Origin of the sequence: Enterococcus sp. DIV0800 (assembly GCF_050559735.1) — a bacterium.
Taxonomy (GTDB): Bacteria; Bacillota; Bacilli; order Lactobacillales; family Enterococcaceae; genus Enterococcus_A; species Enterococcus_A devriesei.
The window spans coordinates 1,140,335-1,162,870 of sequence record NZ_CP187898.1 but is presented as its reverse complement, the minus strand read 5'-3'; the positions used below and the strand labels follow the sequence as shown (position 1 = coordinate 1,162,870).

Genomic DNA, 22,536 nt, shown 5'->3' with positions numbered 1-22,536 from the left:
ATCATTTATTCTCCTAAATCAATATGGAAAACATTTAGATTTTCAATTTGCAGCCATTCGTGGGCGATATCTTTAAACATTTTAGGCGATCCTGTTGTATAAAAGGTGCGCGCCTTTTGATTTGTTTGTTCGTAATTATTTAAGTTGAAATAATCTAGTAAGGTGCTGACATCGTTAACCGTTTCTGCACCAGAATCAATCAAGGTGATTTGTTGTCCCATCACGTTTTGAATGATCGGACGCAGCAATGGATAATGAGTACAGCCTAAAATCAATGTATCTAAATTTTCTAATTTTAAAGGCTTTAACGTTTCAGAAACAATTTTCTTCGCAACAGAGCTTGCGAATTGATTACTTTCGACAACGGGAACAAATTTCGGACAAGCTAAACTGGACACATATGTGTCAGGTGCTTTTTCCTGCAATTCATTTTTGTAAGAATCACTTTTTACCGTGCCTAAGGTTCCGATCACGCCGACACGACTATTGTTGCTGGCTTTTAATGCCGCGCGGGCGCCAGGCTGAATTACACCAATTACTGGAATATCCACGCTTTTTTTGATTTCTTCCAATGCCACCGCTGTTGCGGTATTACAAGCAATCACTAACATTTTGATGTTTTTCTTCAATAAAAAACGAGTCATTTGCCAAGTAAACTCAATGACTTGTTTTGGGGGTCTGGGGCCATAAGGACAGCGTGCCGTATCCCCAACGTATAAAATTTCTTCATTTGGTAATTGACGCATCGCTTCTTTTACAACTGTCAGGCCGCCAACACCAGAATCTATAAATCCAATTGGTCTTTCGTTAGACAATACACTCATCCTATCTAATTCAAAGTATCACCTTATTTTCCACTTTTTAGCGAAATAATTCAAGCCCTAGAATCCCGCTGCGAAAAAGCGTTTCCTTTTGCAGCAAAATCAAATGGTGCTACACTTAAATTGAGAGAGGTGGATGAAAATGGATAAAAAAGAACGGACCGAAAATTTAGCCGAAAGTCTAGGAAAAGTTTCAGCCGGCGCACGAAACGAAGACCCAGCAATCAAGAACACAGAACATGAAACAGAAATAAAGAAAGATGAAAGCAAAGAAAAAGAAGAACCTAGCATGTTAGAAAAACTAGGTAAAACACAAGCCGGTGCAGTCTATGAAGATCCAGCGATGAAAGAAACCGAAGAACAAACTGAAAGAGAAAAAGAATAATAAAAAAACGAACCCTTCCATGTTGAAGGGCTCGTTTTTTTTAATAATTATATTTGCTGGACTCTAAAACATTTGATAAGAGTGACAGCACATAACAAACCACAAAATACATCGCCGTCATAGCAATAAACATAGGGATCACATAATTAGTATTTTGTCCGTAAATAATTTTGGCGTTGTGCATCAGCTCTGGTAAAGAAATGATCACCGCCAATGACGTATCCTTGATCAATGAGATTAACTGACTCAAAATTGCCGGCAGCATTGATTTAAAGGCTTGGGGCATGATGATCAAAGTCAACGTCTGAACATAGGTCAGACCTGAGGACATCCCCGCTTCTGTTTGCCCACTGGGCACCGCGTTCAATCCCGCTCGGAAGATTTCTGACAACATCGCTGATTCAAAAATCGTCAAAGCAGCTACCGCGGCCCAAAAAATATTCAGCTTAATACCGATCTGGGGCAATGCAAAATAAGTAAAGAAAATAATTAACAATAGCGGCAAGTTTCGAATGATATCAACAATCAGTCCGACAACTTTTGACAAGACTGGGATACCACTATAACGAACCGTCCCCGCAATCCCTCCGAGAATCATACTAAAAATAATTGAAACCACAGAGACTTGAATCGTCACCCACAGCCCATCTAGAAGGAATCGCATATTAATCCATGAAAAAGCTCCACTCATATCCACTTCATCCCTTCCTTTCTAGGCCTTCGACCAGCGCTTATCCAAAAAGTTCATTAGATAAGACAATGGCAGCGTTAAAATTAAATAGAACAACCCAACAATAATATAGGTGTCGAATGTGTTAAAGGTATTGCTGGCGATCAGATCTCCTTGGTACATCAAGTCTAAACCAGCAACCATCGCTAAAATCGATGAGTTTTTGATCAAATTGATAAACTGATTCCCTAACGGCGGGATCACAATTTTAAAAGCTTGCGGTAAGACAATATAACGCATCGTCTCTGCATAAGAAAAACCTGAAGACAAGCCCGCCTCTGTTTGACCTTTCGGTACTGTCTGAATCCCTGAACGGACCGTCTCTGCGATAAAAGCGGACGTATAGATCGTCAAGCCAATCGTCCCTGCTTGGAAACCATCAAAGCTGTAAAAATACATGGGTGCAACGACATAAAAGAACATGACGATAATCAGCAATGGAATATTTCGGAAGAATGCAACATAAGCCTTGGCTAGTCGTCGAATGATTCCGTTGTGGGACAGCTGTAAAATAGCCATTAAGGTCCCGATGATCAAGCTGAAAACCAGCGCCAATAAACTAGCGTATAGCGTGTATTTAAAGCCGTTGACAAAATCAGCTGAGTACGTTTGAAATAAATTCGCCATTAAAATTGCGCCCCCTTTTCCGCACGACCTTCTGCATCTTTAGGGAACCATTTTTCAAAAATCTGGTTATACGTTCCATTGTCGTGCATCTTACGTAAAGCCGTATTAACTTCTTTTAAGAATGCATCTTGACCTTTGTTGATGGCGATTCCATACGGTTCGTTCGTAAACGTTCCGCCAGTCAATTGATAATCGTCATTTTCTGAAGCCATCCCTAAAAGGATCGCGTTATCGGTGGTCATCGCTTGACCTTGTCCCGATTGTAAAGCAGTAAAGGCTTCTGCATAATTTTCCAACTCCAAAATTTTTGCGTCAGGCGCATGCTTGCGGATGTTGATTGTTGAGGTTGAACCTTTGACCGCTAATACTGTATCATTACTAGTTAGATCTTTGATATCTTTAATGTGGCTACCCTTTTTAACCAGTAAAGACTGTCCCGCATCAAAATAAATATCAGAAAAATCAACTTGCTTTTTGCGATCCTCGGTGATGGTCATTGTCGCGATAATGGCATCGATATTCCCATTTTTCAGTAAAGGAATCCGTGTCTTAGAAGTCACTTCGACAAATTCCGCTTTGCCATCCTTGCCTAAAATTTCTTTCGTGATGGCTTTAGCAATATCAATATCAAAACCTTCGACTTCACGAGTCTTGATGTCCATCATCCCGAACAGGCGGGTATCATATTTCACGCCCCACGTAATGACGGGTTCTGCTTTGATTCGTGTCGCAATATCCTCATTGGCGACACTCTCTCCCTTGCATCCTGACAATACAGTCACGACAAGTAGTGAAAGGAATAGAAAGGAGACGATTTTTTTTACTTTTGACATAAAGCCGCCTCCTAATGATTGATTACTTTGCTTACAAACTGTTGCGCCCGTTCATCTTGCGGTTTGTCAAAGAAGCCTTTAACATCTCTAGTGTCTTCTAAAACTTCCCCTTCCGCCATAAAAATAATGCGGTCCGCCACTTCTTTAGCAAACCCCATTTCATGGGTCACGACGATCATGGACATGCCGTCTCTGGCAATTTTTTTCATGACATTCAGTACATCACCGATCATCTCTGGATCGAGAGCTGACGTCGGTTCATCAAAAAGCAGCAAATCTGGATTCATCGCTAAGCCACGAGCGATGGCGATTCGTTGCTGCTGTCCGCCCGATAACATGGAGGGATAAGAATCCTTCTTATCTAACATATCTACTCGGTCTAATAATTTTTCAGCTGCCTTAGTGGCCTCTTGAGAAGATTGCTTCAAAACTTTGATTGGAGCCAACGTAATATTTTCTAACGCGGTTTTATTCGGGTACAAATTAAAATGCTGAAAGACCATTCCGATATTTTTCCGAATTTCTTTTAGCTTAACTTCTTTACTATGTAAATTCTTCTCATTCACTAGTAGTTCGCCAGAAGTGATATCTTCAAGCCCATTAATGCAGCGCAACATGGTGCTTTTCCCAGAACCAGATGGCCCGATCACTACAACGACTTCCCCTTTTTCAAAGGTTAAATCAATATTTTTCAAGGCATGAAACTTTCCATAATACTTTTCTACATGCTTAAATTCAACCATTGGCATGTCTAACCACCCCTATTCTATTCTTATAGTTTTCTAATTTTTACAAGATAAGTCTCATTATAAGCTAAGTTTTTTTAATTTGTAAAGAAAAAAACTCAACGTCAAAAAAAATTATTCCAACTCTTAGCACAACCATGTGATATTTTTTGACATCTGGACATTTTCTAATTTGAAGGAAAACTTTATAAGAGTTGTCATGAGAAGAAAAAAAAGGTAGTATTTGAAGAGACTATTGAAAGAAATTTTACGAAAAGGTGAGCTAATGAAAAACATCATTTTAACTGGAGATCGTCCAACTGGACAACTACATTTAGGACATTACGTAGGTTCGCTTAAAAATCGCGTACTGATGCAAGAAGATCCCGAAAATAAATTATTCATCATGATTGCTGACATGCAGGCGTTGACGGATAATGCAAAAAATCCGGAGAAAGTTTCATCCAACGTCTTACAAGTCGCCCTTGATTATTTGGCTGTCGGCTTAGATCCAAAACGTTCCAATCTTTTTATTCAATCACAAATTCCTGAGCTAGCAGAATTGACGATGTACTATCTCAACTTAGTTAGCGTCGGACGTGTCCGCCGCAATCCAACCGTGAAATCAGAGATCGAACAAAAGAAATTTGGTGAAAGTGTTCCGACCGGATTCTTCATCTATCCCGTTTCACAGGCTTCAGATATCACTGCCTTCAAAGCGAATCTCGTTCCTGTAGGCGAAGATCAAAAACCAATGCTGGAACAGACCCAAGAAATCGTCCAAAGCTTCAATCATACTTATGGCGAGGTCTTGATTGAGCCTAAAGGTGTCTTCCCCGAAAAAGGCATGGGACGTTTACCGGGCATCGATGGCAATGGGAAGATGAGTAAGTCATTAGGCAACGGGATTTATATTGCCGATCCTGCCGATGTGTTAGCAAAAAAAGTGATGAGTATGTATACCGATCCAAATCATATTCATGTCGAAGATCCTGGCCAAGTGGAAGGCAATATGGTCTTTACCTACCTAGATGTTTTCGGAACGGATAAAGAAAAAATCGCTGAGCTGAAAGAGCACTACCGTCACGGTGGTCTTGGCGACGTAAAGATTAAACGTTATTTAATCGAAGTCTTAGAAGCCGAGTTTGGACCAATTCGTGCGCGAAGAGAAGAATTTGCCAAAGATCCCGAAGCGGTCATGGAAATTTTGAAAAACGGCAGTGAAAAAGCCCAAGCAGTTGCCGCCCAAACTTTAGCTGAAGTGAAACAAGCAATGGGCATTAATTATTTTGCTTAAATTTTTTTAGATACTAAAAACGCTGAGACAGTTCCTCTGCCTCAGCGTTTTTAATTTGCTTCTATTATGGATTGCAAAACTTTAGTGAAGGCAAACGCATCATTGAAAGGTTGTACGTATTCGAAACGAGTCCCACCATTTTCCATAAAATAGCCGCGATTTTCTGCATTGATCTCTTCGATGGTTTCTAAACAATCGGCGACAAAACCAGAGGTGATGACTAAAATATTTTTAACATGTTGACTCGGTAACGCTTTTAAGGTTTCACAAGTCATTGGCGTCAACCACTGGCCCGGACCAAATTTTGATTGATAGGTATGGATATAGGGAACATTACCAATCCTTTCCATCACCTTTTTAGTGGTGTGCTGACATTGTATTTCATAAGGGTCGCCTCGTTCAATAGTGGAGACTGGAATGCCATGATAGGAAAATAGAATCATATCAAACGTGTTTTCAGCCAAGCGCTGTTTTAGATTTTCGGCTAATAAATCCAGATAACCTTCATGGTCATAAAAGGAGCTTGAGATCTTAAGGTGAGGAATTTCCGCATCTTTTTGATACATCCGACTAACTTGATCATAAATTGGTGCCACTGTGGTCTCTGAATATTGCGGGTACAATGGTAGGATAAATAATTCCGTCATACCTAAAGATTTCATTTCATAGATTGTTTCTTGAATGCCCTGCTTACCATAGGTCATGGCAAACCGTACGATTGTTTCAGGCATTTGTGCTTGCAACAGCTCTGCTTGCTTTTTCGTATAGACCCACAATGGTGAACCCTCTGTTTGCCAAATCTTTTGATAAGCCTTAGCAGATTTTTTCGGCCGGACTTGCAGTACGATACCGTGAAGAATCGGCAGCCAAAGACTGCGGGGCCAAGTGATCACACGTCGGTCAGAGAGAAATTCAGCTAAATAGCTTTTGACCGCTTCTGGTGTGGGGCTTTCTGGCGTACCTAGATTGACTAATAATATTCCTTTTTTCAAAATCAAACACCCTTCACATTTACTTCTACTTAAAACTATAGCAAAAGAAACCGAAAAAAAACACCCGCGAACTGAATCACGAGTGTAAAAAAATATTTGGTTTAATGATATAAATCAAAACGTCCTTTTGACATAACCTCTTTAATACCGCCCGTTTCGAATAATGAACGGTCCATGATGGCCTTTTTAATGAAAGAAGCTGGATAAGCGGTTACCTCTGTCTTACCCACCACACCAAAAGCATGCGTATTTCCAATAGAAGCAACTGAACCTAAAGACTTGAAGGAGAAAGGCTCACTTGGTTTGCCTTTCATTTGGTTCAAGATATCCTTACCAGCATACGAACCCATTTTCAAAGCAATTTGCGCGGTCGTTGGGTACGGACGATTGCTTGATGGGTCCATCACCGCGGAAACATCTCCTAACAGATACACGTCATCATGTTTAGGATCCGTCAAATTAGGTTTAACCATTACCCGTCCGCGACGTTCTTCAAAGCCTGAATCACCGATCACATGACTGCCGCTGACACCGGTAGTCCAAATAATCGTTTTAGCATTAAGCGCCACTAAATCATTTTCGTTATCTTTTGAATTTTGGTAAACCACTGCTCCGGGCTCAACTTTTTTAATAGGTTTGCCGGTCAAAAGTTTAACATCCCATTTGTCTAAATATTTAAGACAGTATTGACCAAGCTTATCACTGAACATTGGCAAGATTTTATCAACGGCTTCAACACAATAAATTTGAATATCTTCAGGTTTTACACCAGCAATATCAGCAAAAGCTTTGCTGCCTTCGACCAACGCCCCAACTAGTTCGATCCCGGTAAACCCAGCACCGCAAACCACAATGCGCAAATATTCTTCATTTTTGGTTTCTTTATACTGCTTCATTTGCTCGATAATATGTTTGTGGACTAGATCTGCTGTTTTGACATCCACCATTTCTAAAGAGTTTTCTTTCACTCCAGGGATACCAAATGATTCAGATTGAAAACCTAACGCTACGATTAAATAATCGTAAGGCAAGGTTTGTTGATCCACGTAGACTTCTTTTTTATCAGAATCAATTTTTTCAACGTTTCCTTGGATAAAAGTTGTTTTTTTAGTATCAACCACATCTTTGATATCGTAACAAATCTTTTCATCCTTTTGCGTCCCTGCAGCGACTTCATGGAGACTTGTAGACTCGTAATGATAGCTGTTACGATCGATTAACGTAATATGAATATCGGCTCCTGATTTTTGTAATACATGCAAGGCACGCAATCCAGCGTAGCCCGCTCCTAAAATGACGATTTCTTTCATTTTGTATCTCCTCCTCGTTAGTATGAATCATGACACTAAAACTAAAATAGAAAAGCTAGTGCAAAGCTGATAACTTGGGCAGCAGCTCCAACAGCCAAAATCCTAACTGCACAAATAAATGTTTCTCGTTTGACCTGCTTTGCTAAAAACAAACGAACTTGTTGGGAAATAAACGGCGCCACAAAAAAAGTCCCCAGCATTGTCCATGGGGCAATTCCGATCATAACCGAGAATAGAATGGCTAGAAAAGCGCCGATATTCAAGCCGACAAATAAATCGAGGGCTCGTTGCTTTCCTAAATAATGGACCAAAGTAAAGCGATTGTTTTTTTCGTCTTCTTCTAAATCGCAGATATTGTTCGCCAGCATCAAGTTCGCAATCCACAAAGTATTCGGCAGTGAGATCAAAAACAGTTCTCCTACCGTAGTAAAATTCCACTGCAATACTTCATAGGTATTCAAATAGACACACAAACAAGTAATCATAAAGCCCATCGTGATCCCGGAGAAAAATTCACCTAAAGGCAAACTAGATAAAGGCTTCGGTCCAGAGGAATAAAAAATCCCTACACCATAACAGAACAGACCCATCAATAAAAAAGGCCAGCCTACTACAACGAATAATCCGATACCAATAATCGCAGAAAGCAAAATCATTCCTACCATCAGATTGAAAACAACTTTCAAATCCAAATTTTCTCTGCCGATGATATTGGTCTTTTCACGATAATCGTGGATTTCGGTAGCATGGTGATAATCGTTATAATTGTCAAGAATGTCCACCGCCATATTGAATAAAAACATCGCGATAAAGAATAATAGAACGAGACCAAGATGCAATTTGTGAAAATTATACAGACTAAAACAAATCCCGATAAAAAAAGGCAGGACACTCGCAGTCTTCGCTTTAAACTCCACGAGCTCCAAGAAAACGGTTAAATTCATTTCACCCAACTTTCTACTATTTTCTTTTCAACTTCATTATGCTATTTTTACACTTTTAGTTCAAAAGATTTGCTTAGCCCTCATGTGTTTTTTCTCACGAAATATTAATCGAGCATTCTAGTAGTTTTTCTAGCGAGCATAGGCTAAAATAGAATTGAAAACGTTGTTAGAAGGAGCTCCTATGTCAGACTATTGGAATGATTACCCTAAAATAAAAAAAAATCTCATTCAAGTAAAGCACGAAATTGCACAAAGACTTGTTATTAATAATCAATCGATTGAAGAGGCCATCACAAAATTTTCTTCTACTGGGGGAAAAATGATTCGTCCGGCACTCTTTTTTCTTTTCGCTGATTTCGGAGCAGAAAAAGACCCTGAGCAATTAATCAAAGTCGCTGCTTCCCTTGAATTATTGCACTCGGCTACTTTGGTTCATGATGATATTATTGATGACTCGCCGACTCGTCGTGGCAGCACGTCGATTCAATCCCGTTTTGGCAAAGATGTTGCTGTTTACACAGGAGATTTTATGTATACCAGTTATTTTGAGCTCTTAGCGGAATCCATGAGTCAGACCCCTTTTCTGCTAAAAAATGCCCAAACGATGAAAAAGATTTTACAAGGTGAATTGACGCAAATGACTTGCACCTTCAATCCCGATCAAACTGTGGGGGATTATTTACGGAACATCAACGGCAAGACCGCTGAATTGATTCGTCTAAGTTGCCAAGAAGGAGCCTACTTTGGTGGCGCGGACAAACAGCTACAAGCCCGCGCAAAACGAATCGGATCTGCCATTGGCTTAGCCTTTCAAATCTACGATGATATTTTGAATTTTTCCTTGGAGCTTGGAGATGATCAGAAGCCGCTTTTGAGCGATGTCCAGCAAGGGATTTTCACCCTGCCATTACTGATCGCCCGTGACCAAGCACCAGAAATAATTCGACCTTATCTTGATGCTCCTGATACATTGACAAGAGGTGAGCTGATTCAATTAGCTACTCATGTAGATCAAACAGGTGGACGCTCAGGTGCACTAGCTTGTGCAGAGAAATTCACCAATAAAGCGTTAAACGAGATTCAACAGCTACCTACTGGAAATAGTCGTGAAGTGTTAAAAACAGTCGCAACCCAATTATTAGTACGAAATTATTAGTTGCAGCGGTTGAGCGAAACTTTTTAAGCATAAAAAAGGAGCAGAGGAAAATTCCTCTGCTCCTTTTGTCTTTACTTAGCGAATCACTGCATTGATTTTTTCTTCTAAATTTTTGACTACTTTTGCCATGAAGCGATTGATTTCTTCATCTGTCAAGGTCGCTTCGGGGTTCACGAAGGTCAAATTGTAGGCCATCGATTTCTTCCCAGCCTCGATATTCGCGCCTTGATACACATCAAAGACTTGCAATTTCGCTAAGAATTTGCCAGCGGCTGCCGTCATCACTTCTGCAATCTCAGCATTCGTATTGCTTTCATCGACTAGCATCGCGATGTCACGGCTGACTGCTGGATATTTTGAAACAGCTTCAAAGACTAATGGTGTCTTCTCCTGCTCAATCAAAGCTTCCAAATTCAGCTCCGCAACGAAGGCAGATTTTAATTCATAGCTTGCGGCCGTTTTGGGATGGACTTGACCGACAAAACCGATCAATTTTTCATCAAGATAAATTCCCGCCGTTTGGCCAGGATGCATTTCTTGCAACTGAGCCGCTTGGTACGTGATTACTCCGCTTAATCCTAAACCTTCAATCAATTCTTCTACCATTCCTTTGACCGTGAAATAATCATAGGTTTCTGGTTTGTTTGACCAAGATTTATTCGTCGCATTGCCGGTTACGACAATCGCCACATGATTTTCTTCAATCGGCAGATCTTTTTTCGGATCATTATTTTGATAGAAGACATGACCGATCTCATAAAGAGCGACATCACTATTTTTACGTGCAACATTGTAAGACAAATCTTCTAGTAATCCGCTAATCAAATTCAGGCGCATCGTCGAGCGATCTTCGCTCATTGGCCAAGCAACGCGAGTTACTTTACTGTCCTTCAATAAAAATTGCTGCGCTTTGGCTTCAGTGGTTAACGCATAGCTGATCGCTTCGGATAGCCCCGTACCTTCTAAAAGGCTGCGAACTTTTCTAGTCGCTTTTTGTGTTTCCGTTAAAAAGCCGGCAATCGTCTGACCTTCTGGTAAAGTTGATGGTAAGTTATTATAGCCATAAATTCGCGCAATTTCTTCCATCAAATCCGCTTCGATCGCAATATCCCAACGACGTGGTGGCACGCTGACGATTGTTGTCCCGTTTTCGACCTGCGATTCAAAGCCTAAAGCAGCAAAAATATCATTTACTTGTTCTTGCGTCAGCGCTGTTCCTAAGAAGCGATTGACATTTTCAAGTGTTGTACTGACTTTAACATTTTCAGGATGAATCTCACTGCCTTTGACAGCACCTTGCAATACTTTCCCGCCAGCCAATTCAGCGATCATCGCTGCAGCAACCTCACCAGCCAAGCTGATGTCACTTTGGTTGATACCTTTTTCAAAACGCATGGAAGATTCACTACGCAAGTTATAACTTTGGGAAGTCCGACGCACGGAAGTATGATCAAACATCGCCATTTCTAATGCGACCGTCGTCGTTTCATCGGAAATCTCTGAATCTAATCCTCCCATGACTCCCGCTAAAGCAACCGGAATTTCTCCATTGGTGATCACGATATTTTCAGGGTTCAACGTCCGTTCCACGCCATCAAGTGTGGTGAAAGCTTCCGCTTCCGTTGCCCGGCGGACTAAGATTTCTTGGCTACCTAGTTTATCATAATCAAAAGCGTGTAATGGTTGGCCGAATAATAATAAAATGTAATTCGTTACGTCAACCACATTACTGATTGGACGGATGCCTTCATTCATTAAGCGATTTTGCAGCCATTGCGGACTTGGTCCAATCTTCACGTCTTCGATTACACGGATTTCGTAATGAGGCGCATCCTTTTCGTCTGTGACAGAAACTTTGATTTTATCGCTGGCTTTTTCAGCTGCTTCTTTTAGTTCGACAGCCGGAAAATCAACTTTTTTATTGTAGATAGCCGCTACTTCATGGGCAACTCCGCGAATGCTTAACGCGTCAGCACGATTAGGTGTGATTGACAGATCAATGATCGTGTCATCCATTTCTAAATAAGAAAAAACTGGCGTGCCAACTTCAGCGTCTTCAGGTAAATAATAAATACCATCTGCGTATTCTTTAGGAATCACAGAATCGCTAAAACCAAGCTCTTGCAAGGAGCAAATCATCCCGTTTGAGACTTGACCACGCATTTTGCCTTTTTTAATTTTCACATTACCGGCGATTCGTGAACCTGGCAATGCCACGATGACTTTCACGCCTGCTTTAATATTCGGCGCGCCACAAACGATTTGTGACAATTCTTCTTCGCCAATATCCACTTGACAGATCGAAAGATGATCAGAGTCAGGATGTGGGATACATTCCTTTACATCGCCGACCACGATTTTTTTTAAGCCGTCTTCCGGTGATTCCAGTCCTTCAACTTCGATCCCGGTCAATGAAAGACGGTCCGCTAAATCTTTCGGCGCGACATCCTTCACATCGACATATTCATTTAACCATTTATATGAAACTAACATTGCTTTTTACTCCCCCTTGAATTGTTCCAAGAAACGAACATCGTTTAGATAAAAATTGCGAATATCATTAACACCATAACGCAGCATCGCGATTCGGTCTGGGCCTAAACCAAAAGCAAAGCCCGAATATTCTTTTGAATCGATCCCAGACATTTCCAGTACATCAGGATGGACCATACCGGCCCCTAAGATTTCGATCCAGCCGGTGTATTTGCAGACATTACAGCCTTTGCCGCCGCATTTAAAACAGCTGACATCGACTTCGACAGATGGTTCCGTAAACGGGAAGTAGCTTGGACGTAAGCGAATCTTACGGTCGGCACCGAATAATTCCTTCAATAATACTTCCAGAGTTCCCTTCAAATCTCCCATCGTAATGCCTTTATCAACGACAAGTCCTTCAATTTGGTGGAATTGATGACTGTGGGTCGCGTCGTCTGTATCGCGACGGAAAACTTTTCCTGGCGAAATCATTCGCAATGCACCCTTTGAAAAATCATGTTTTTCCATCGTCCGAGCTTGGACAGGTGACGTATGCGTTCGCAACAAGACCTCATCAGAAATATAGAAAGTATCTTGCATATCACGTGCTGGGTGGTCTTTTGGCAAGTTCATCCGTTCAAAATTATAATGATCGGATTCAATCTCAGTTCCTTCAATGACTTGATACCCCATGCCGACAAAAGTATCTTCGATTTCTTCCATGATTTGGGTCAAGACATGACGCGTACCTTGGGACATTTGTTTACCAGGTAAAGTTACATCGATGGCATCTGCCGCTAATTGTTTTTCTAAAGCCACTTCAGCTAAGGCAGCTTTGCGTTCTTCAACAGCATTCGTCAAGAGGTCACGGATTTCATTAGCAAAGGCCCCGACTTTTGGTCGTTCCTCCGCAGATAAATCACGCATCTTTCGCAATACTTCGGTGATGGGTCCTTTTTTGCCTAACGTTTCTACGCGAATTTTTTCAACGATAGAAAGTTCATCTGCCGCTTCAATTTTTGCTAACGTCTGACTTTTTAATGTTTCCAGTTGCTCTTGTAAACTCATTATTTTCTTCCTTTCCCTATTGCTTTAAAAAGATAATCTTTAAAAATTATCGGATTCATTGATTTGATGATTATTTTGACCTTCACAGCTACCTCGAGTTGAAAGATAATTTCGATCCTCGTCACGCATACGATCCGACTAAACAGTTACTTATCAAGTCTAGCTAAAATTACAATTATTTTTTTCCAAATTTGAAAACTGCTAAAAGTTGGAATCGCAAAAAGAGACCTCGTTCCTTTATAAAGGAACGAGGTCTCGCGGTACCATCCTATTTCGCCAAAAATTCATTTTGGCGCTCTCAACTCTTAACGGCTTTGCCGGTCTTTCGACAAGCTCCAGAAGTGAACTTCATTTTTCAACCCCTTAATCTGCTTCCAGTCAATGGCAGATATTCCCTTGAAGGTTTAGAAAAATTACTCTTTTCTATCAACGCTTTTTGATTTATTCAATTGACTATCCCAATACTACAAGAAATCAAAAAAATTATCAACTACATTCTTCATCGGTAATCCAAGTGTCGCCCCATTGATGAATCTCGTTCATCACGTTTTTTAAGGCCTCACCTTTATTGGTTAAGCAATAGTCCATCCGCTTTTGGCTGCCACAAGCAATTACTCGACCTACGATGCCTTCCGCTTCTAACTCTTTTAACCGTTCGGTCAACACGCGATCGCTGACTTCTGGAATCATCGCAGCAATATCAACGAATCTTTGTGGACCACCTTCTAACAACACATCAATAATCAAGCCGTTCCATTTTTTGCCTAAAATTTGAAAACCCTTCTCAAATTTTGGACAAAGTGAAAAGTCCATTACTTCTACTTGTTCCATAATTCTCACCTCGATAGAGAGAGTATAGCACATTACTTACCTTTTATAAGTACAACTTGCCTAAGGCTTAGGAGTTCTTAACAAATCGATCGCCTTGTTGCCTTGCAAAAAGATTAAAAAAGTTGAAGAAACGGTTTTGTGCTTCGCTTTTTCCAGTGCGTCTTTATACAAATGCAACTGCCCCCGATAGCGGTCCAAAAGCTGCTGTTCCCGCTCTGGCGTATAAAAATCCGTTTTTAAATCGTACAGCAAAATCTCATGATCGAATTCCAAATAACCATCAATGATCCCATGAATCAATATTTCATCTTGATTTTGATAGTCTTTAAATAGCTGGTCGGCTGGTAGCAACATCGCAAAAGGCTCTTCTCGATGCAATTTTTCTGCATGCTGCAAGACATATGTGCCAATCTCTGAATCGAAGAATTGTAAAATACTTGCTACTGAAATTTTTTCAGCGACCATCGGCATCAAAGTCTTTCGCGTGACTAGTTCAGCAATCAATTCCTGAATCTCAGTTTCACTTGGTTTTTTCTTTAAGGGTAACAACTGCATTACCAAGTGAGTCGCGGTTCCAATCTCCGCTGGTGAAACATCTTGAAGGGTTCCTAAAAATTTCGGCTCGTTGAGGGCGTCAGCCGTAAAACGATAGGTCATCGAGTTCTCGGAGATGTCCATCGTCTGTCGATTATCTGGATCATCATAGAGCCGCTTCAACTCAGAGACGGATTGATAACTGGTTGTTTTCGTAGCTTCGGGATAAGGATATTCAAATAGCAGGCGTTTTTTCAAAGCATCGATGTTGACGGTTCCTTGCGGCAATTCCAAAGTTTTTATTTCTGGTAAATAGCCTTGAACCAATTCAGCGATCGTTTGCGGCTCAACAAAATCGATAGTGAAGGTCGCTGGATGTTGTTTCACTTTCGCAACTTGATTGACAACATAGTCTGTTTGATATTTATCCATCTGAGCATGTCTAAACAAGGTCATTCCGACCCAATCAAAGAAGCTATCACGTTGTCCGTTCCGTAAGCCGGCATCCAAAACCACGGACTCATTTCTAGCGGCTTTACTCCATTTTTTATAGGCTGATGCTTCATCATCATAAGAGCCGACTAAAAATAATTTTTGTTCTGCTCGTGTTAAGGCCACATAAAGCTTTCGCATTTCCTCCGACAGCAATTTGTTTAGATTTTTTTGTTTGACGATTTGGAAAAGGAGTGTTTCTTTTCGAACTCGGGTATCAGGGGTTAATAGTTTCACACCTAGGCCCAGCTTCTCATCAAAAACATAATTTCTTTGCGTATCTTGGACATTAAAACTTTTACTCATATCCATCAAGAAGACTACTGGAAATTCTAGACCCTTACTCCCATGAATCGTCATGACTCGAACCGCGTCACTGATTTCTTCGGTTGGCGGCTCGCCTAAATCCTTATCCTTTTCCTGCATCTTTTCAATGAAACGAATAAACTGATACAAGCCTCGGAAGCTACTGCGTTCATAATCCTTCGCTCTTTCGATCAAGGCTAAGAGATTCGCGTGGCGTTGCTGGCCGGCCGGCATGCCTAAAACATAATCCAAGTAGGCTGTCTCATTATAAATTTTTAACAATAAATCAGCGATTGCTTCGCGGCGAGCGAATTCTCGCCAATCATTTAAATGAGCCAGAAAATCCTTTAATCGTTCAGCAAGGCGATCTTCTTGCGTTTCTGCATAGCGTAAAACGGCTTGATAGTATTCTTTCTGTGGTAACGCAAGACGGACCATTGCTAGTTCTTCTTCTTGCAATCCAACAATGGGAGATCGCAATACTGCTGCTAAGGGAATATCCTGATATGGATTATCAATAATTTGCAGCAAAGAGATCATGATCCGCAGTTCAGTTGATTGAAAATAGTTTTGCGTATCGTTGATTGCTAAAGGAATTCCCAGTTGTTTAAAGACTTCTAAGATCGTTAAATTATGACTTTTGGTTGGCGTCAGCAAAACAATGTCTTCATATTGTAAAGGCCGCATTGCTTTTTGTTTTTTATCATAAATCTCAAAGCCTTGATCGATCAATTGACGAATCTTGGTGGCGGTCATAAAGATTTCCCCCATCGATTTGTCTTCGATCCATTCGGGAGTCTCTGAAGCCTTTTGATAAACCAATAATTCCGGAGCAAATTCTTTCGTTTCAGGAAAAGCGGTAAAGCCATTGATTAACTCTGCCTGCTGATCATATTCGATTTGCCCGACCGACTGATCCATCAGTTGTGTGAAAACTAGATTCGTAAAATTCAAAACTTCTTTTCGGGAACGGAAATTCTCAGCCAAAATAATTCGTCGGCCACCGTCTTCATGGGCAAAATCATGATACTTTTGAATAAACAGGGTTGGATCAGCCAAACGAAATCCATAAATCGACTGCTTCACGTCCCCTACCATAAAGAGGTTGCCGTTAGTTTGATTGCTCAGCTGTTGGAGAATTGTTTCTTGCAGCTGATTGATATCTTGATACTCATCGACTAACACTTCGGCGAAACGCTGACGATAATAAGTTTCCGCTGGTCGTTTGCCATCGACCTCCGCTTGTAAAATCTGTAAAGTAAAATGTTCTAAATCATTGAAATCCAACATGCTTTTTTCCCGTTTTGCTGCAGAATAAGCTTCGATGAATTGTTTCTCCACGCGCACCAATTCTTCAACGATTGGCAACGCTTCTTGCAGCCGCTCAATTTGCTCAGCTGGTGAAACGGCAAAGTAAATTTCCTTTATATTCAGTAAATTTTTCTTGGCTTGATCCCGATACTCCTTGCACTCAGTGATCACTTCACCGAAAGCCTCCTTCACCTCTTTTTTTCGCGGTGAGGGAAAGGTCGGAAAGCTCAAATCCTCCAATAAGGTAAAGGCAGCATCCAAGTCATTAACCGCCAAAAGCTGTTCCAACTGCTGGACTATCGCGGCTTCGTTTTGTGCTAAATCAGTGATTTTTTGCAACTCTTCACTGACTTGACTATCTGAAATCAACCATTGATAGATCTGAAGAATCTCGTCTAAGCTTTTCAATAATTGCGGACGAATGATTTGCTGATACAACTCAGATTCAGCTAAATCATTGATACGATAATTTTCGATCAGCCCTTCCAACCAATCAAAAGGGGCCGGATTGGCTCTGGCAAAGTTGTACATCGACATCACTAAATCTTCTAACCCACTATCGCTACGGTCATTAGAAAAATTTTCAGTCAAGCGATAAAAAATTTCCTGATTTTCCTCATAGAAGGTTTCGCGCAGCTCGTCCCAGACGTCCTCCTTTAACAAAATCGTCTCCGTTTCATCCGTCAGCATCCGATAACTAGGATCTAAATCAATTAAATAGAAGAAACGTTGAATGACTTTGGAACAAAAAGCGTGCAAAGTGGAAATATTAGCCATCGGCAACAAAGTTAATTGCCGAGTAAAATGATTTTTTTGTTCCTGATCGGTTTCTTCGTTAATGGCTTCTTGCAGCGCGCTTTGGATTCGTTCCTTCATTTCACTGGCGGCGGCTTCTGTAAAGGTAACGACTAACAGCTGATCCACCGATAATTGTTGGCGTTTGATTTTTTCAATCACGCGTCGAACCAAAACAGCCGTTTTACCCGAGCCAGCCGAGGCCGAGACTAAAAGGTTGGTTCCTTGATCATAAATCGCCTGCCATTGGGAATCAGTGTACATCTCATTGGGGGCCTTTGGAGGGATTGAATGTTTAGTTGTCATGTAGCTCATCCTCCATTCTTCTCAATACTTCTTCTTTTGAAAGCTTTTCTAAGCGATGATAATTATTTTCCTTCAACATCACATCGAACTTGCAGACACTGCGGAACGGGCATTGCTGACAAGCGATCCGCTGATTATCCTTATACGTCGGATTCAGTTTGATCTCGCCAGAAACAATTTGATTGCCGGCCGCTTGAATTTTTTGCCGATTGAACTCTCTAAGTAATTCGATTTCTGATAGTTCATAAAATTTGTCTTTCGATTGTGAAATCGGCTGTGTTTGTCCTTTGGCGTCTTTTCGCAGCGGAAACAATAAAGAATTTTCCTTTTCCTGTAAGCTGTGATCTAGCTGATCATATAACTCCGGCTCTTTTGCAAACAAACCATCATAGTGATACGATTTCAAGGTTTCCTTGTCAATTGTGGTTGGATCTTTCAAGACCGGATTGTGGACGTGAAGATAATACGCACCCGCTGGCTTAATTGGTTTATCATTGGTCATGCCATAATCGGTGATTGCCACATCTAAATAGGTAATCAATTGCAAGGCGATTCCGTAATACGCATCTGCTACATTGAAACTGTGAGGACTGGATTTGTAGTCCACCACGCTTAGCCAGCCGGATTCTGCTCCTTGCAGTTGGTCCAAGCGATCAATTTTCCCTCGGATAGCTACCTCGCCACCAGTAGCAAGAGGTAAACTAATTCCCGGTATGCCTTTTTGACCATCGATCGAGCCAAAGACGATTTCCGTTTTTTGCGGTTCCATTTTCGTACGCAAGCCTTGTTGAACTAAGCCCCAGCTAACTTTTTGAATTGTTCTTGCCAATTGATAGCGAATATAATTCATTCGTGCAGAGCTGGAAAGAATCGCAAATTTCAATTCGCCAAATAATTCCTTCAAGACGTCATCGGCTAAGGCTACTCGCTGAGCTTCGTTTAGTTCTGTTAAGCGCAAGCCTTGCTCATTGATCAACCGGAAAAAGTAATCCAATGCTTCATGATAAAAATCTCCCGCAGCGGCAGGCGTTAATCCATAAACGGTCCGCTCCTTCAGTCCTAGTCCAAAATTGGCGAAATACTTATACTGACAATTATAAAAATTCTCAATTCGAGAAACTGAAACATAAAGGTTCTTCCCATAAAGCTGTTCCGCTGTCTCGGGTAGCAAAGCCCGTGGAACATTCAGCTCCTGCAAGCTTTGGAAAACTTTTTGTGCTAGTGGGGCCTGTGAACTATTTTGGATAAATTTCTGTAATTCACGCCAAGCTGGTAAGAAGGCCCGATTTTCATCTTGCGCCAAACGATTCAGCTGGATCAGATCTGACAGCAAGGTTCTTAACGTCCCCATTCGTTTTTCCGGCTGACTCGTCAGACTCAATGACTCGGCTTCAAACACTGGCAGATTCAAGCCTTTACTTAATTGCGTCAAAAAAGGCGAAATCGCTAATTTCTTCTCTCCCTCAACCGTGGTTGCAACACTTAAATAAAGTTTTTCTCTGGCTGATAAGAAGACTGAATAGGCTAAGAAAGGTTCACGATTGACCTTTGAACTATTGTTTTCCGGTAAAAATTTTCCTTCCGGCAAATTTTGATTGAAGGCTGAGCGTTCTTCTGCCGACAATAAACCTTTATCATCAAAGCGAGCGGGAAAATCATGATCGTTCAGCCCGATGGCAAAGGTGACTTTCATTTGATCGACTCGCGCTAGTTCCAAATCATTCACTCGAACTTGATCGATCGCCGTTGGAATTTTGCCGTAAGTTAAATTCATCAAACCGGTTAGGAAAATTTCTTGAAAGGTCGTCCAATCAAAGACATCTGAGCCATAAATCAGTACATATTCATCTAACAAATCCATTAAAGCCTGCCATGTCTGCTCATGGTTGCGGGCTTTGTCTAATTCACCTTTGGCCACCTCTTGATCACGCCAGAAAAGTAGTTGACGCTTCACACCACAGCTTTCTAAAAATTGATAAAAAAGAGTCGCCGCCGCTAAACCATTTTCTGCACCTTTGATCTTTTTAAAAAAGACTGGTAATACTTGTTGAACAGACCGGCGGACTTGATTAGAAGTCTCTTCCAACTCTTTGGCATCCATAAAGGCTTCCGCTTCAAAATCGTAATCAACAAACTGCCAATCAGATTTTTTCGTCCAGACACTGCCACGGAAATTATAAGCTAAACAAAGATTTTCCGTTTGATCGATCTGCTGGCGATAGTTTTGCTGTTGCAACAGCCAGTTCTCAGTTGTCCAATCAAACGGCGCAAATAATTCCGAACGAAGCATCCGGAAAACATCATTGATCCGATAATGGTATTTATCAATTAGAAACAATGCTTGCAGAAATTCAATTAAAGGATGTGCGGCCATCTCTTGCGTTTCGTCCAAATAAAATGGGATCTCCAGCTTTTGGAAAAGATCCGGCAGGACACTGTTATAGACTTGCGGATTGCGTAGTAAAATCTGAATATCCTTATATCGGTAACCCTCCACGCTCACTAGATGGCGAATCTGATTACCGACTTGACGAATTTCTTCATTGACGGTGGCATACTTAGTCAGCTGAATTTGATCTGTCTGCGATAGATCACTTTTTTGTTGTTGTGCCCAAAAGGCACTGACTTGATTAAAAAGGGTGTCTCGCTTGCCAGCAAATTGATCTGGCCGAACAGGGATCTGCTGACTATCGGCGCGCTGTTTCAATTGAAAATATGTTTTCCCAGGATCAGCAAATAAATTCAAAGGATTTGGTTCTTCATTTGGGTATGCCCGATCCAATTCCAAAGCTACCGCCAACTCACCGCAAGCCATCAAGGCATTGAGTACACTTAGTTCGCGGGCGTTGAAACGGGTAAACCCGCTCACGATAAACAGATCCCCTGACAATTCTTGTTGTGTCAAATAATTTTCCAGCAATAGTAAAGGATCTTCGTTGGTGACTTGATACGTGATCATCGCTTCTTCATATTTACTGAAAACCATTTTTAAGTCTTGCAATTTGAGTGCCTGATCGGGATCATGCTCACTTACCGCTAAATCCTCTACTAAGACATTCCCAACTTGCATCTCTTGATAAAAGCCCAACAACTGTTGGATAAAACCTGTTTTATTAGCCTCTCCACGAAAAATCGTTAGTTCTTCTTGTAAATCTTGTAGGACCTTTCGTAAAATCATGGCATTCCCAGCTTCTGACAAAATATTTCCTGGAACTTGTCCATCCCGCTGTAAAAAATACCACGCTAAACGCTGAAAACTAAAAACCTGTGTTCGAATCGTACTGAACTCAGAAACGTGAGTGCTTTTTTTCATGGCAGACAAAAGATTGATTTCTTGCTCAAATTTATTGTAATTGGGGACTAAGAAAAACACGTGGTTAGTCGGGGTCTTTTCCAACCAGCTTTGCGCCAACTGGATCATGCGTTCCGTCACGTCCGTCTGTCCAGCACCTAATAAAAATTGTAACGGCATTGTTTCCCCTCATTTCTAGATATTATAGTTCTCGTTTATTATAACAGTTCATGTAAAACAACGCATGAATCTGAGCGATCCAAGAGTAGTGTGAAAAAATAAAAATTTCACCCACTATGCAACAATTCGCAAAAAAAAAACGCGAAAAACAGATCTGACAATTAACTTAGATCATATTATCCACTTCTTGAAAAGCGAAAAGTTGATTTGATTTTCAGTTCGCAGACGATTCTACTAATCAAGCTAAAGCGTGAAGTAGAACTCGCTGGCGATTCAAAAAATAGAAGAAATAAATTTTGCAAAATTTATACGTATCTTCATCGCCATATCATCCAACTAAACATTTCACACAATTCTCTATAATCATCTATTACTATTCATCGATGGACAATGAAGACTGCGAAAAGTTGGACTGACAAAAAATAGACTAGCATTTTGCTAGTCTATTGTCCCGAATCGGTCTAAGGGCCAAAATACGAATTTTACATCGGCCATAATATTTTTTTCTTTGATCATTCCAATGATTCGACTATCTTTTGAGATACGTCGATTGTCCCCTAAGACAAATAACTCGCCAGCGGGAACTTTTTCTGCCCCAAAGAGATCCTTCAAATTGAAATCATAAGTGAGCGGTTGGTCATCCGTCAGTTCTTTTTTAAATTCATCTAAGTAGGGTTCAGCAACTTTTTTTCCATTGATATACAGCTGATCACTTTTGTATTCTATGGTATCTCCCGGCAAGCCAATCACACGTTTGATATAATTTTTTCCTGGATCATCAGGTGCTGGGAAAGTCACGATGTCAAAACGTTTGACTTCGGTATTTTTCAATGCGATTACTCGTTCACCATCTGCCAATGTCGGGTCCATCGAATCCCCTTTAACCACTACCGGCGTAAAAACATAATGCCGTAAGCCAAACAAGATGGCCACCAAAATCAAAAAATAAAGAATTGTCTTCCCGATTTCTTTTATATTCATTCACGTGCCTCCATTTTTTTCTTCTTGTATCAAGTTTAACACAGACTCTTTTGTTTCTTCTATTTTAATCTCTGGCTTTTAAAAAAATTACTTTTTCTGCGAGCATATTTCTTTTCTTACTTTTTGTAAGATGATATAGTGGCTT

General features: G+C 40.8%; 17 protein-coding genes and 1 other annotated feature. Of the genes, 3 read left to right on the top strand and 14 right to left on the bottom strand.

Going from position 1 to position 22,536, the window contains the following annotated elements; translation table 11 throughout:
• Positions 1-5: 5 nt before the first annotated feature.
• A complete protein-coding gene (gene racE, locus IGI54_RS05680; RefSeq protein WP_430621420.1) occupies positions 6-824 on the bottom strand; it encodes a glutamate racemase in 819 nt (272 codons plus the stop codon).
• Positions 825-963: 139 nt separating this feature from the next.
• On the opposite strand from racE, the gene IGI54_RS05675 reads away from it, so the two are divergent.
• Complete coding sequence (locus IGI54_RS05675) at positions 964-1,206, top strand: hypothetical protein (RefSeq protein ID WP_430621419.1); 243 nt, start codon at positions 964-966, stop codon at positions 1,204-1,206.
• A gap of 40 nt (positions 1,207-1,246) precedes the next feature.
• Here the strand turns inward: IGI54_RS05675 and IGI54_RS05670 are convergent, their stop codons facing one another.
• The 4 genes from IGI54_RS05670 to IGI54_RS05655 are packed head-to-tail and all read right to left on the bottom strand — an operon-like array spanning position 1,247 to position 4,145.
• Positions 1,247-1,903 carry an amino acid ABC transporter permease gene (locus IGI54_RS05670; protein ID WP_071861302.1) on the bottom strand — a complete coding sequence of 219 codons (657 nt, stop codon included), beginning with the start codon at positions 1,901-1,903 and terminating at the stop codon, positions 1,247-1,249.
• Between the two features lie 15 nt (positions 1,904-1,918).
• On the bottom strand, positions 1,919-2,563 hold the full coding sequence (locus IGI54_RS05665; RefSeq protein ID WP_071861301.1) for an amino acid ABC transporter permease: 645 nt from the start codon (positions 2,561-2,563) through the stop codon (positions 1,919-1,921).
• Entirely contained in the window at positions 2,563-3,396 is an 834-nt protein-coding gene (locus IGI54_RS05660; protein ID WP_071861300.1) for a transporter substrate-binding domain-containing protein, read from the bottom strand. Before IGI54_RS05660 ends, IGI54_RS05665 begins: the two co-directional genes overlap by 1 nt.
• 11 nt (positions 3,397-3,407) lie before the next feature.
• Positions 3,408-4,145 carry an amino acid ABC transporter ATP-binding protein gene (locus IGI54_RS05655; RefSeq protein ID WP_071861299.1) on the bottom strand — a complete coding sequence of 246 codons (738 nt, stop codon included), beginning with the start codon at positions 4,143-4,145 and terminating at the stop codon, positions 3,408-3,410.
• Positions 4,146-4,407: 262 nt separating this feature from the next.
• Between IGI54_RS05655 and trpS the strand changes: the two genes are divergently transcribed.
• Positions 4,408-5,418: a tryptophan--tRNA ligase gene (gene trpS / locus IGI54_RS05650; RefSeq protein WP_071861457.1), complete on the top strand. Its 1,011-nt coding sequence runs from the start codon at positions 4,408-4,410 to the stop codon at positions 5,416-5,418.
• A 50-nt stretch (positions 5,419-5,468) separates the two neighbouring features.
• On the opposite strand, the gene hemH is transcribed toward trpS, so the two are convergent.
• The 3 genes from hemH to IGI54_RS05635 form a co-directional block, all read right to left on the bottom strand.
• Positions 5,469-6,410, bottom strand: a complete 942-nt coding sequence (gene hemH, locus IGI54_RS05645) for a ferrochelatase (RefSeq protein ID WP_430621418.1) — start codon at positions 6,408-6,410, stop codon at positions 5,469-5,471.
• 101 nt (positions 6,411-6,511) lie between these two features.
• Complete coding sequence (locus IGI54_RS05640; RefSeq protein ID WP_430621417.1) at positions 6,512-7,720, bottom strand: NAD(P)/FAD-dependent oxidoreductase; 1,209 nt, start codon at positions 7,718-7,720, stop codon at positions 6,512-6,514.
• Positions 7,721-7,761: 41 nt separating this feature from the next.
• Positions 7,762-8,664, bottom strand: a complete 903-nt coding sequence (locus IGI54_RS05635) for a prenyltransferase (RefSeq protein ID WP_430621416.1) — start codon at positions 8,662-8,664, stop codon at positions 7,762-7,764.
• 181 nt (positions 8,665-8,845) lie between these two features.
• Here IGI54_RS05635 and IGI54_RS05630 point away from each other — a divergent pair, with 181 nt between their 5' ends.
• On the top strand, positions 8,846-9,820 hold the full coding sequence (locus tag IGI54_RS05630) for a polyprenyl synthetase family protein (RefSeq protein ID WP_430621415.1): 975 nt from the start codon (positions 8,846-8,848) through the stop codon (positions 9,818-9,820).
• Between the two features lie 75 nt (positions 9,821-9,895).
• On the opposite strand, the gene pheT is transcribed toward IGI54_RS05630, so the two are convergent.
• From pheT to lepB, 6 genes are all read right to left on the bottom strand, one after another.
• The gene (gene pheT, locus IGI54_RS05625) at positions 9,896-12,313 is read right to left on the bottom strand and encodes a phenylalanine--tRNA ligase subunit beta (RefSeq protein WP_430621414.1); all 2,418 of its coding nucleotides are present in this window, start codon (positions 12,311-12,313) and stop codon (positions 9,896-9,898) included.
• 6 nt (positions 12,314-12,319) lie between these two features.
• A complete protein-coding gene (gene pheS / locus IGI54_RS05620) occupies positions 12,320-13,363 on the bottom strand; it encodes a phenylalanine--tRNA ligase subunit alpha (RefSeq protein ID WP_430621413.1) in 1,044 nt (347 codons plus the stop codon).
• 240 nt (positions 13,364-13,603) lie between these two features.
• Positions 13,604-13,802, bottom strand: a binding site (T-box leader).
• A gap of 47 nt (positions 13,803-13,849) precedes the next feature.
• Positions 13,850-14,194, bottom strand: coding sequence for a winged helix-turn-helix transcriptional regulator (locus IGI54_RS05615; RefSeq protein WP_071861293.1), 345 nt, complete (start codon positions 14,192-14,194; stop codon positions 13,850-13,852).
• A gap of 60 nt (positions 14,195-14,254) precedes the next feature.
• The gene (gene addA / locus IGI54_RS05610) at positions 14,255-17,938 is read right to left on the bottom strand and encodes a helicase-exonuclease AddAB subunit AddA (RefSeq protein ID WP_430621412.1); all 3,684 of its coding nucleotides are present in this window, start codon (positions 17,936-17,938) and stop codon (positions 14,255-14,257) included.
• Entirely contained in the window at positions 17,928-21,410 is a 3,483-nt protein-coding gene (locus tag IGI54_RS05605; RefSeq protein WP_430621411.1) for a PD-(D/E)XK nuclease family protein, read from the bottom strand. The genes addA and IGI54_RS05605 overlap by 11 nt, the downstream gene beginning before the upstream one ends.
• Before the next feature lie 438 nt (positions 21,411-21,848).
• Positions 21,849-22,391, bottom strand: a complete 543-nt coding sequence (lepB, locus tag IGI54_RS05600; protein ID WP_216429325.1) for a signal peptidase I — start codon at positions 22,389-22,391, stop codon at positions 21,849-21,851.
• Positions 22,392-22,536 lie beyond the last annotated feature (145 nt).